The sequence below is a fragment of the Gilvimarinus agarilyticus genome (genome assembly GCF_000832015.1).
In the GTDB taxonomy this organism is placed as follows: Bacteria; Pseudomonadota; Gammaproteobacteria; order Pseudomonadales; family Cellvibrionaceae; genus Gilvimarinus; species Gilvimarinus agarilyticus.
Genome location: NZ_JXCJ01000001.1, coordinates 1332998 through 1345377, shown reverse-complemented (window position 1 = coordinate 1345377; position 12380 = coordinate 1332998). Strand labels below are relative to the sequence as shown.

Genomic DNA, 12380 nt, shown 5'->3' with positions numbered 1-12380 from the left:
GGGATCCAGTGACTTGGGACGAATGAAGGGATACGGAGAACGCAGTGACTTCAACCAACATAGTCACTAGATCCCCGCATCCGCGGGAATGACGAGATAAAGGGCGCTAGACTCCCGATCGTGGCCGGGGGTGACATCCAAAGCTCCACTCACACTACAATGTCATCCCGGACGTAGTGAAACGAAGATCCGGGATGACGTGCAGGATGTACAAATGCAGGCGTAAGCAGGGATAGCTGGAGCTTGCCCCGTGCCCTAGGGGCAATCGTGCAAATTTAGAAACAATAGTGCTCTAGGCTCGCCAGCCGAAAACACCCCCTATTTGTGGAGCAACCAAATGCGGCGAACCCACACGAAAACACCGAGCCGCCAAACACCAGACATAAAAAAACCACCCGAAGGTGGTTTTTTAAACGTACTGGCTGGCGGAAGGCTTAGTTGTCTTCAACCGGCACCAGTACAACCGCGGGCGCTTTAGCAGCTTTCGCGGCATCAGCCACAGCCACATAAACGCCAGCATCGGCTTTATGGTTCGCCTGAATAATCACTGACGCCTTGGGCAGCTCGGCCCGCATCTGGGTGATATTCGAGCGCACCGAGGACTCATCAATCCGACGGCGACCATTCTCTCCAAACACCCAAATCTGGTTATCGGCAGTAATCTGCACCAGGATATTAGGGTCAGCGTTTGGCGGTGGTGGCTCATCGTTCTCTTCAGGAACATTCACGTCTAGACCGACCTCTTTTACAAAGGACGCGGTCACAATAAAGAAGATCAGCATGATAAACACAACGTCGAGCATCGGCGTCAGGTCAATATCGTTACTTTCTTCAGAGTTACGGCTCTTTTTTCTACGACTCACCGTACACACTCCCGTTATTATGCTAGTGGATGGCAGATATTTAGGCGAACAATACTACCAGCTTGTTTTGACCCTGACTAACCATTTACCGCAATTTTGTCCGCAAATATTCGTAAACCACTCGATGTGTTCAGTTTTCAACCAAAAAGAAGCCCCCCAAGCGCACCATTTTTGGGCGCATAGCCCCGTACCTCTGTTATTGCCTCCCGGCAAGCGCTATCCGCCAAACAGGCCCAACTGCTCTACCTCGGCAACGGGTGCGGCTGCCTGCTCCGTAAGCCGGACCCCAACCCCCAGTAAGCGAACACGGCTATCGTGCCGGCTCGCAGCCTCGCGAATCAGCTCGGCAAAGTTACAGTAACTAAACTCATCATTAGCGCGCTCCAGGGTAGTACTCGAGAAATCCGCAAATTTCACTTTTACAAACGCCTTGCCCACACCGTACTGATCCGTCAGCTTATCAATCCGCACCTGAAGCCGCGCAATCAGCTCAGTTAAATAAGTCTCGCACGCCTCATCTACTGTCATATCCTGCGCAAACGTCTGCTCGACACTGACGGATTTGCGCTGGCGCTCTACGCGAACCAGGCGCGAATCAATGCCGCGACTGCAATGGTACAAACGCGAGCCAAACTGCCCAAAGCGCTCACACAACTCCCGCTCGTCAAAGCGTAATAAGTCGCCACAGTTTTTCACCTGCAGCTGCGCCAACCGCTCACCGGTTACTTTGCCTACCCCCGGTATGCAGCTAACGGGTAGCCTGGCGACAAACTCCGCGACTTGCTCGGGCTTAATTTCAAACAAGCCATCCGGCTTACGCCAATCACTGGCCACTTTTGCCAAGAATTTATTAGGGGCGATCCCCGCCGATACCGTAATCCCCAACTGAGCTACCACTTGCTCACGAATTTGCTCCGCAATAGCGCGGGCACTGTTGCTGTCGTTAACGGCATCTGTCACATCCAAAAACGCTTCGTCTAACGATAAGGGCTCAACCAAATCAGTAAATTGATGGAAGATGGCCATTATTTTTTGCGATGCATCACGATAGTGCGTCATACGGTGGGGCAAGATAATCAGACCGGGGCACAAACGCAAAGCGTAAGCAGAAGCCATCGCCGAACGAACCCCAAACTGTCTTGCCGGATAATTACAGGTTGAAATAACACCACGTCTATCTGGTCGACCACCGACGGCTATTGGACGTCCATGCAACTGCGGATTATCACGCATTTCAATCGCCGCAAAAAAACAATCGGCGTCGCAATGGATAATAGTGCGCGACACAGCCACCCCCCCAAAACTGTATATAAAAACAGGGATTAAGTAAGCCATTAATTAAGCGGCCATGCAAACCCGAATATAAAATTGGATCGCTCGATGGTTAATAAAAACCCGCAAAACTAAAAAAAAACGCCTTAAACACAAAAAAAATCCAATAAAGCGATTAATTTTTCTAAAAAAACCAATTTTTTTACTAAAAATGTCGTAAAATGCTTGAAATTCATACACAAAGTTTTAACGTACTACTCACTCGGATTTTGTCCGTTCACTTTTTTGTTCACAACAATAAAGGAAGCTCACCATGGCTGCTCGTAAAACCAAAGCTGTTGATACAGTTGCACAATTGGAAAAAGAACTGGCGCAATTGCAAAACCAGTTAACCAAAGCCCGCACCGCAGAAGAAACAGCTGCGGCCAAGGCGGTTCAAACTCAACAAAAAGCAGTAACGAAAGCAAACAACGCTCTCAAATCTGCCCGCACCAAATTAGCCGCGGCTAAAAAGAAGAAGCCAACGGCTGCTTCTGCTAAGCAAGTTACTGCAGCAAACGCTGCCGTACGCAAAGCACAAACCGAAGCCAGCAGCAGCAAGGCTACTCTGGCCGAGCTGAAGCAAGCACTGAGCTCAATCAAGGCGTCTAACCGCGTTGCCGCTCAATTTGCCAAGGCCGACGCCAAAGCCAAAGCTGAAATAGCTAAAAAGCAGAAAGCCGCTGACCGCAAAGAAGCCGCCAAAGCGAAAGCCGCTGCTAAAAAAGCTGCTATTCGCCAAAAAGCTGCTGAAAAGAAAGCCGCCGCTAAAGCTAAGCTAGCCGCTAAAAAAGCCGCTGCAAAAGCCAAAGCTGCTGCCAAGAAAGCCGCTGCTAAGCAAAAAGCCGCTGAGCGTAAAGCTGCTGCAAAAGCCAAACTGGCCGCCAAGCGCGCCGCCGCTAAAGCAAAAGCCAAAAAGGCTCCTGCCAAAGCAAAAGCAGCTACCAAAGCAAAACCAGCCGCTAAAAAGGCTCCCGCTAAGCGCGCCGCCGCTAAAGCACCAGCCAAAAAAGCTCCCGCCAAGCGTGGCCGTAAGCCAAAGGCTAAGTAAGACTCTTAGCTAAGTTCTGGCAAATAAAAAGCCCGTGACAAGCTGCTTGTCACGGGCTTTTTTTATACCTTAACCCACGTTAAAAAAGCGGCACCAGCAGCAGCAAGAGCCTTGCGCTGGCCGAGCTATCACGGGGCAACCTAAATCAGTCTACCTCGGTACCCGAGTCTGAAGCTGCCTGCGCTAAAGCGCGGGGGTGAATCTCGACAGTCAAGGCCTCACCTTCTATTTTCGCATCGCAAAAAGCCCGGTACTTAAGCGCCTGACCATTCAGATTGCGCGCATTAAAATCGAGCGCAAAACGCACCCGCCCGGAACTGACCTCGGGCTCTGGCTGCATCAGAGTTAACCACTCCCTCTCTATCATATCGTCCGTTTGCTCGGCCAACAGCGTCTGACACTTTTGCCACAGTCGTGCCCGCCGTGCCTGCTCTTGTTGCTCGGCCGCTAGTTGCTCGCGCGCCAGGCGTTCGGCTTCGCGCTCGGCGGCCACTTGCTGGCGCTCGAGCTGTAGGGCGTCAATTTGTGCCTGACGTTCAGCGGCTAACTGGCGTGCCTGCTCCCGCGCTTTCTCGTACTCGGCGGCAAGCTCATCAAAACTAATACGTCCGCCGGCTCGGGTATCGTCCAGCACCTCTAAGCTTTGCCCATCAATATGCCAACGATAGGTTTGGCCCGCCGGATCGCGGCACTGATAACGAAATACCGGGTGAGTCTGAGTACTTTTATCGATATTAAGATCGCCCGATAAAAACTGAGCACAGTGCTCATCGGCCGCCATCAGCCGGGCACCATCGAGCATAACGGGAAGGTAGCGCAAATAAGTGCGCGGCAAATGTAACTGGTGGACGTCGACATCGTCGTTAGCACTTTGCGCTAGTACGTTTTGCGTCATAAGTGCCGGCGCAACACAGGCGCAAAATACCAAGGCCACACTAATCGCAAGTGGCTTAGGGCAACTCCCGGGGCATTTGCTCTTCAACAATTCGCGCAAAAACATAAGCGTAAAGCACCAACAGAGCGTCTTGGTCGCGCTCGGTAAATTCAACTCCATACACGGCAGGCATCCCCTGAGCGTGCTCTTTAGTACTGCGCTCTATGCGTGAGCGCACCACGGCGGTGGCTGTTAGCGGCCGCATGAGGCCCGCGATTGTCACATCTGCAGCCAGTGTCAGCGTATCGCCAACACTTACTACCGCCTCACGCAGCTCAAGCCGTGCGCCGGATATACTTATATCGGCAATACTGCCATTCGTTTTAACGCCCGACACATCATCCTGATTGGTAACCTCCACCGCCAAATCGACTCCCACCCGGGTCGCGCCGCGAATCCCCTTAAAGGTCACCGCCTCTGGGTAGCTAACATGCAGCAAAGGGTATGGCTCTGCCGTTTGCGCCTCAACCACGGCAGCAAACAGACCGATACCGTTAGCCACCATGAGCCGTACCGCCAACTTTTGCCCGGCGCGAAAGCGCGCCGCTTTACCCGCGGTGCGGGGCACGCTAAAAATCAAACTGCGCCCCGGTATTGCCCCAATCAAGCGCGAAGTATAGCGCTCGGGTTGGCCGGCACTATTGGTCACCTGTAGTTGCAGTGTGGTGCCGTAAGGCAGTTTCAGGTCGGAAAATTCCATAATCGATATTGCGTACTTTCGGGTCAGTCGTTGGGCGTTAGGGGTGAGCAAACGCTGTGTCGTTTAACCACAACCGCGCGCGGCCGATAAGCCTATGGGCAATACATGCCCAATAAACAAAGCGCCGCTCTGTATTGCTAACGCCGCTAAGTATCACTCAATTAACACTTGCGGAGCAAATCAGCGCTCGAGGGCCTTTACCAACCGATCGCTAACCGGCGGCTCATCGTGGGTAATCGCACCAAAGCGGTGGTTCCAGCTAACCAACAAAGCAGCCAGTTTGCAGGCTTGCTCGTGTAGCGACTGCAACTCTTGCAGACAACCTTTGGGCCCAACGTACAATTTTATGGCCCTGTGCTCGTTCGCCAGCGGAGCATCCGGGTGCATCGAGCGGTACACCTCAAGCTTCCAGCGCAGGTTGTGGACAGTATTGCGATAATACAAAAGCTTAGTGTGCAGGCTGATGGGAGAGATCGAGTCAAGTTCACCAAACACACTAAAGTCGGCAGCAAACACCATAGCCTCGCGGCTTTTATGGTCGGCCACGATCGTAGCTGAACGCGGCTGATGGGTAAGGCGAGCTAAGTCCCCAAACACCTCACCGGGGGTAATCATGTTTACCGGCTCCCCTTGCAGGGCTTCACTCGGGTAAACCGCAAGACAACCTTTTAGCAAAAAGTACAGACTCTGATCGCCATCACCACGGTGCACAACAACTTCGCCAGGTTGAAAGGTAATAATTCGCGAGTGAGCCAACAGCACCTCAAACTGCCCTAAATCGTGCTGTCGAACGGCTTTAAAAAAGGGGATCGCCGAGAGCAGCTGGTCCACTGTCTCGCGCTGGAACTTTTGAATTAGCTTTATCTCCATACGCCGGTTGATCTTCTCCGCTGTCGGCAACAATTTTTGAGGGCTTTTATAACCGGATGACCAGATAAACCCCTTAACAATTCCTCTTTAGACTTTATAACGGTGATAATAGCCCAGTGCAAATATTGATTGCCGATTTGACGCATTAAACTTTTCTATACGCCTATTTTTAGGTAGAGTATCGCTCTATAGCTTAAAAAAGAGCCAGAGCTGGTTTGAATTGCAATAGAAGTCGTGTAAGCCTTGTCGAACACCACTGTCTTTGCACCCACCTCGCAAACGGCTCACTCATGCCTGCCGATCAATGCCCTGGTCTCAGGTACTTGCCGATAACCCAAGAATAAAGCGAAGCGAGCCCTATGCGTACACTCAGAATCCCTGTTTATTGGATCCTAGCCCTGTTATTTTTTAGCGTTAACGGAGCCGTTGGCGCCCCCCTACTAAATGGCATGGCCGTACACCAAGAACTCAGCCGCGATCAATTTATAGGTGCGCTATACAGTGAGACTCTAAGCAGCGATGCAAGCGAACTGTTGGCCGCCGACCAACCCATGCGCATGGAGCTAAAAATTACCGCCGAGCGGGGCATTGCCGCGCGTAAATTTAGCCGCATGTGGATCGAAGGGATGGCCATCAACATCCGCGGCAGCGCACTTACCGAGCAAGCGGACAACATGGTCGCTTTTACTACGATGTTTCAGGAGCGCCTGCTGGAAAATGACCATGTGGTATTTGCGTTAAATCCGGGCGAAGGTGTCGCCTTCAGCGTTAACAGTATTACCCTGGGCACCATACCCGACGATAACTTTTTTGGCCTATTACTCAGCACCTGGCTGGGCCGGGTGCCATTATCTTCTACCTATCGCGAGCAACTGCTGGTTAGCGGCGATGTCAGTGCCTCTCTAACAAGCCGCTACGCGAGCATTAGCCCAACGGCCGAGCGTATTGATCAAGTCGCATTGTGGGGCGCACCAGAGCCTGAGCCAGAACCAGAACCTGCCCCCGAACCCGAGCAAGAGGTTGCCGTAGCGCCGGTCGTGGTACCCGCGACAACGGTTGCTAAACCAAAAATCGAGATACCGCCGACACCCTCGGCTATCGCCAATAACACGGCTGAGGCCAGCAGCCAGGCCGCAAGAGTCGAGAGCTCTATTCCGGCGGTGGCCAGCAGCTCCTCAAGTGTTGCCAGCAGTGCCGCACCTGTGGTTCCCAAAGAAGAGTCTGTGGATGAATCCGACGAAGACTTTGTCCCCACCTTTACCGCCGAATCGATTCTCGCAAGCCAACGCTACTTCTCTAACCTCGTGCGCAAAGTACAGGGCGAGATCAGCTACCCACGCCGCGCCATGCAGCGCGGTTATGAAGGCTCGATTCGTATTGCGATTAGCATCGACCGTCAGGGCGAGTTGCTAAGTGCGGCCTTGATTGAAGAAACCGAATACAGCGTATTAAACGATGAAGCCATGGACGCCGTTGAATCGGCAGAGCCTTTTACTGAGGTGCCTGAGGTCATCACGGGGCAAGTTCACGAGTTTACCATCCCCATTACGTTTCAACTCCAGCAGCAGTAATAGCAAAAGCGCGGCCAAGGCCGCGCTTTTTGGTTCTAGACACTAGATTCCCGCCTTCGCGGGAATGACGAATGAAAGGGCGCTAAATGCCCGACCGACAACCAAAGCAACCACACTACAACGTCGTCCCGGGCGGAGCGCAGCGTAGACCCGGGATCCAGTGGCTTTAAGACGGGGGACGAGTGATGGGGTACGGAGGACGGAATGACTTCAAATAACAAAGCCACTAGATTCCCGCCTTCGCGGGAATGACGAGATAAAGGCACTAGATTTCCGATCATGACCGGGAATGACGACGCAACACCCAACTACACCGTCGCCCCCGACAGAGCGAAGCGGCGATCGGGGGCCAAGTGACTTAAAGACGGGGAACGAGTGATGGGGTACGGAGAACGGAGTGACTTCAAATAACAAAGCCACTAGATTCCCCCATACGCGGGAATGACGTTTTTAAAAGGCGCGGAGCTCCCGACCACCGTCGGGAGTGACGAGCAGGGCAAAACCAACCCGGCGCAGTGGCTTAGTGCTCGCGAGTAGCCCTAAACAGCACGTCGGGATAGCGCTCTTCCGCCAAAGACAAATTAACCCGGGTAGGCGCTAAATAGGTTAAATGCCCGCCGCCATCAATGCACAGGTTATCGGCGCACTTACGCTTAAACTCTTCGAGCTTTTTAGGGTCATCGCAGTCCGTCCAGCGGGCGGTTGCGATACTCACAGGCTCGTAAATCGCCTCGACTTTGTACTCGTCTTTTAAACGGTACGCCACTACCTCAAACTGCAGCACACCCACCGCACCCACCACAATATCGTTATTGTTAAGCGGGAAAAACACCTGGGTCGAGCCCTCTTCGGACAACTGCTGTAAGCCTTTTTGCAACGCTTTGGTTTTAAGCGGGTCCTTTAAGCGTATACGGCGAAACAGCTCGGGGGCAAAATGTGGAATACCGGTAAACTTTAGATCTTCACCTTCGGTGAAGGTATCGCCGATTTGAATGGTCCCGTGATTGTGCAGGCCGATAATATCCCCGGCCACTGCCTCTTCTACCGACTCGCGGTCGCCGGCCATAAAGGTTACCGCATCGGATATTTTAACGTCTTTACCCAAGCGCACATGACGCATCTTCATGCCCTTACGGTAAACCCCCGAGCACACCCGCATAAACGCAATACGATCGCGGTGGCGCGGGTCCATATTGGCCTGAATTTTAAATACAAAGCCGCTAAACGACTCATTTTCGGCCTCAACGAAATGGCTTTTGGTTTCACGACCGATAGGCTTAGGTGCCCACTCGACAAAACCATCGAGCATCTCGCGCACACCAAAGTTCGCCAATGCTGTACCAAAAAATACCGGCGTCATACGGCCCGCCAAATACTCCTCTAAATCAAACTCATGAGTCGCGCCGCGTACCAGCTCGATCTCTTCACGGATATCCTCGGCGTAACTGCCCAGCAGCTCGGTTGCCTCGTCGCTATCGAGCCCTTTAATCTGGGTATCCGGCGGAATCATATGCCCGTGCCCCGAGGCAAACACGTGGATGGTGTCGGTATAAAGGTTGTACACGCCCTTAAACTCACGCCCCATGCCCAGCGGCCAGTTAATAGGCGCAGCGGCGATCTTCAGCACCTCTTCAACCTCGTCCAACACCTCGATCGGGTCGCGAATATCACGGTCCATTTTGTTGATAAACGATAAAATGGGAGTATCGCGCAAACGACACACTTCCATCAGTTTAATCGTGCGATCCTCCACACCTTTTGCCCCGTCGATCACCATCAACACCGAATCCACGGCCGTTAAGGTGCGGTAGGTATCTTCCGAGAAGTCTTCGTGCCCCGGGGTATCCAACAGGTTAACGATGCGCTCTTTGTAAGGAAACTGCATCACCGATGAGGTCACAGAGATCCCCCGCTCCTGCTCCATCGTCATCCAGTCCGATTTAGCATGAGGCCCCCGCTTACCTTTTACCGAGCCGCCCACCTGAATAGCATTGCCAAATAGCAAGAGCTTTTCCGTAATGGTGGTTTTACCGGCGTCCGGGTGCGAAATAATCGCAAAGGTGCGCCGCTTGTGGATGTTTTTAAGCAGGTTAGCGTGAGACATAGTTTCAGATCTTAGGACTTGGACAGGCCCAGGGGGCCATTAACGTAAGCGCGCCATTCTCCCTGAAATCGCACCATTTCACAATTGCCAGGCAGGCTGCGAGGCTTGTTTCCACGGGTGTGACAACCCAAAGGGGCTACAATGAAATGGCGTAATTTAGGTGTTCATCACACAATAGTGCTAAGAGTTTTGAATACGGCCACAAAACGATATAAGAAAGCGGGGACTTTGTTGCCAGTCCTTAGCATTTAGCGCCACCCACCGCTATAATACTCACTCGTGTCAGAGCCATCCGGTGGGGCCAACAGCTCCAACTTAGGCACAGTTCGTTTAAGTCCACCTTAACTTAAACCCAGTCTAGAGATGTACTTTTGAGGATTAGCAACAGCATGGAAGTGGTACGGGACGACGCCAACCATCAAGTAAGCGCACTGCTAGCGCCGGAGCAAGGCTTTGGCCGTGCCGCTCGCCTATTGTCGCACCACAAACCTGTTAACGATACCACTCCGGCCAGTGTTGCCATTTTAATGGCCACCTACGACGGTCAGGAGTTTTTACCCGAACAGCTCAGCTCGCTACAAAGCCAGACCCACCAGCATTGGAGCCTGTGGGTATCCGATGATGGCTCGAGCGACAACACCTTAAACATCCTAAAAGAGTTTCAGGCAGAGCACAGTAAAACCCCGCTAAACATCACCCATGGGCCGCAACAGGGCTTTGCCAGCAACTTTTTATCGCTAGTCTGTAACCAAAATATCCAAGCCGATTACTTTGCCTTTTGCGACCAAGACGACATTTGGGAGCCCCAAAAGCTTGAGCGAGCACTTACCAAGCTGGCCGATGTACCCGACGGCATTCCGGCGTTGTACTGCTCACGTACCGCTCTCATCTGCGAAAAAGGCACGCTGATAGGCACCTCACCGCTGTTTCAGCGCGAGCCCTGTTTTGCCAATGCCTTGGTACAAAGCATTGCCGGTGGCAACACCATCGTTATTAACAAGGCCGCACGCGAGCTGTTAAGCCAGGTAGGCATGGTCGATATTGTCAGCCACGATTGGTGGGCCTACTTAATGGTTAGCGGCAGCGGCGGCAAAATTATCTACGACGACTACACCAGTGTGCGCTACCGCCAGCACTCGCAAAACTTGGTAGGTGGCAGTGTGAGCGCAGCCGCGCGCTTCAGGCGTGTCCACATGCTCTTGCGCGGGCGTTTTAAACACTGGAACGACCGCAACATCTCGGCATTGGTTAAGGCCGAGCATTTACTCACCGAAGAAAGCCACGCTATTTTGCAGCAGTTTAAGTACGCCCGGCGCCACTGGCTACGCGCCCCCTGGCACCTGCACCAATCGGGCATCTACCGCCAAACCCCTATTAGCAGCACCGCGCTGTACGTCGCCGCCGCTATGCGGCTGATGTAGATCGTCACCAGAGTATCCAATAGGCCTGTGAATTACGACGTTGTTATCTGCACCTTTAATGGCGAGCATCATGTCGTCGAACAGCTGGACAGTATCCTTAACCAAGCCATTCCCCCTACCCGCATCATCGTCAGTGATGACGGCTCCGATGATGCCACCTGCGCACTTGTTACCCAGCGCGCCGAAACCTGCGCCACGCCCATAAGCTTACTGCAGGGGCCCAGGCAAGGCGTTAACCGCAACCTACTGTTTGCCTTAAGCCACACGCAATCACCTTATGTATTTATTGCTGATCAAGACGATATCTGGCTCGACAATAAATCAACCTTGTTCAGCCAGCAAATGACTGACGAGGCCACTCCGCACCTGATATTTTCTGACGCCTGGGTTTGGCAGCCCCCGGCCACGCCCCAGCAAACCTTGTGGCAAATGGACCAACTCGATCCAGGTAACATTGACGCGCCGCAGCGGCTTGCCTTTCATAACTGCGTACAAGGCGCCTCTGCGGCGATCAACAGAGCTTTAATTAACAAGTTAAGTCACCACCCAGATATGGTGATGTACGACTGGTGGATCGCCCTATTGGCTGCCACTCAAGGCCGCGCTAGCGCAATTAGCACCCCCACTCTTTATTACCGCCAACACCGCGCCGCCCAACTGGGCAGTCAGGCCTTACGGCATAGCCAACAAGGTTACTGGCAAAGCCGCTGGGGTAAAATCCAGGCCAGCCAGGCGATCATTAAACAAGCCGCCGCGTTTGGCGACGTCTACCAAGCCCAGCTCACACCACAAGACCACGCATTTTTTTGCGGCTTAGCCGCTGCACTACAAGGTAGCTACTGGCAAAAAATAAAGTTTTTAGCCAGTCAGCGCCCCTACCGTAAAAGCCTTCTGCGCAGCGCCACACTCTGGCTCGCGATTCTAAGCACCGGCCCTACAAGTCAGGACACTAGATTCCCGCCTTCGCGGGAATGACGACACAACACCCAACTACACTACAACGTCACTCCCTACAGAGCGAAGCGGCGATCGGGGGCCCAGTGACTTAAAGGCGGAGGGCGGGTGAAGGGGTACGGAGAACGGAGTAACTTCAAACAACAAAGACACTAGATTCCCGCATACGCGGGAATGACGAAGTTAAGGGCGCTAGATGCCTGACCGACCATCAAAGCACCCAACTACACTACAACGTTATCCCGGACGTAGTGAAACGAAGATCCGGGATCCAGTGACCTCGAACAAACAATACACCCATCTCGACATCGTGCCACACCTAAAGACATTAGATTCCCGCCTGCGCGGGAATGACGAGATCACGGGCGCTACTAGATTCCCGACCGCAGCCGGGAATGACGACACAACACCCAACTACGCTACAACGTCATCCCGGGCGGAGCGCAGCGTAGACCCAGGATCCAGTGGCTTAAAGACGAGGGACGAGTTAAGGGGTATGGAGAGCGGAGTGACTTCAAATAACAAAGCCACTAGATTCCCGCCTGCGCGGGAATGACGAACCAAAAAACACTGGACTCCCGATCAGAACCGGGAATGACAA

The 12380-nt window shown here is 53.0% G+C and carries 10 protein-coding genes; 4 read left to right on the top strand and 6 right to left on the bottom strand.

The features are described 5' to 3' along the window. Positions 1-434 precede the first annotated feature (434 nt). Together SD69_RS05805 and dinB are read right to left on the bottom strand one after the other, a co-directional pair. Positions 435-863, bottom strand: a complete 429-nt coding sequence (locus tag SD69_RS05805) for an ExbD/TolR family protein (protein ID WP_041522462.1) — start codon at positions 861-863, stop codon at positions 435-437. Between the two features lie 216 nt (positions 864-1079). Further along, entirely contained in the window at positions 1080-2198 is a 1119-nt protein-coding gene (gene dinB, locus SD69_RS05800) for a DNA polymerase IV (RefSeq protein ID WP_052480921.1), read from the bottom strand. Between the two features lie 250 nt (positions 2199-2448). Here dinB and SD69_RS05795 point away from each other — a divergent pair, with 250 nt between their 5' ends. Then, positions 2449-3225 (top strand): hypothetical protein, encoded by a 777-nt coding sequence (locus SD69_RS05795; protein ID WP_041522461.1) that lies wholly within the window; start codon positions 2449-2451, stop codon positions 3223-3225. 145 nt (positions 3226-3370) lie between these two features. Here SD69_RS05795 and SD69_RS05790 read toward each other — a convergent pair whose 3' ends face one another. From SD69_RS05790 to SD69_RS05780, 3 genes are all read right to left on the bottom strand, one after another. Further along, positions 3371-4120 carry a hypothetical protein gene (locus tag SD69_RS05790; protein WP_157471622.1) on the bottom strand — a complete coding sequence of 250 codons (750 nt, stop codon included), beginning with the start codon at positions 4118-4120 and terminating at the stop codon, positions 3371-3373. Positions 4121-4175: 55 nt separating this feature from the next. Then, positions 4176-4859, bottom strand: a complete 684-nt coding sequence (locus SD69_RS05785) for a flagellar brake protein (RefSeq protein WP_041522459.1) — start codon at positions 4857-4859, stop codon at positions 4176-4178. Between the two features lie 180 nt (positions 4860-5039). Continuing rightward, the gene (locus SD69_RS05780; protein ID WP_041522458.1) at positions 5040-5729 is read right to left on the bottom strand and encodes a cyclic nucleotide-binding domain-containing protein; all 690 of its coding nucleotides are present in this window, start codon (positions 5727-5729) and stop codon (positions 5040-5042) included. A 359-nt stretch (positions 5730-6088) separates the two neighbouring features. Between SD69_RS05780 and SD69_RS05775 the strand changes: the two genes are divergently transcribed. Beyond that, positions 6089-7300: a TonB family protein gene (locus tag SD69_RS05775; protein WP_041522457.1), complete on the top strand. Its 1212-nt coding sequence runs from the start codon at positions 6089-6091 to the stop codon at positions 7298-7300. Positions 7301-7820: 520 nt separating this feature from the next. Here the strand turns inward: SD69_RS05775 and SD69_RS05770 are convergent. After that, positions 7821-9404, bottom strand: a complete 1584-nt coding sequence (locus tag SD69_RS05770; RefSeq protein ID WP_041522456.1) for a peptide chain release factor 3 — start codon at positions 9402-9404, stop codon at positions 7821-7823. 389 nt (positions 9405-9793) lie between these two features. Here SD69_RS05770 and SD69_RS05765 point away from each other — a divergent pair, with 389 nt between their 5' ends. Both SD69_RS05765 and SD69_RS17995 read left to right on the top strand, forming a co-directional pair. Next, positions 9794-10825: a glycosyltransferase family 2 protein gene (locus tag SD69_RS05765; protein WP_084591495.1), complete on the top strand. Its 1032-nt coding sequence runs from the start codon at positions 9794-9796 to the stop codon at positions 10823-10825. 27 nt (positions 10826-10852) lie between these two features. Beyond that, positions 10853-11800: a glycosyltransferase gene (locus SD69_RS17995; RefSeq protein ID WP_052480920.1), complete on the top strand. Its 948-nt coding sequence runs from the start codon at positions 10853-10855 to the stop codon at positions 11798-11800. Positions 11801-12380 lie beyond the last annotated feature (580 nt).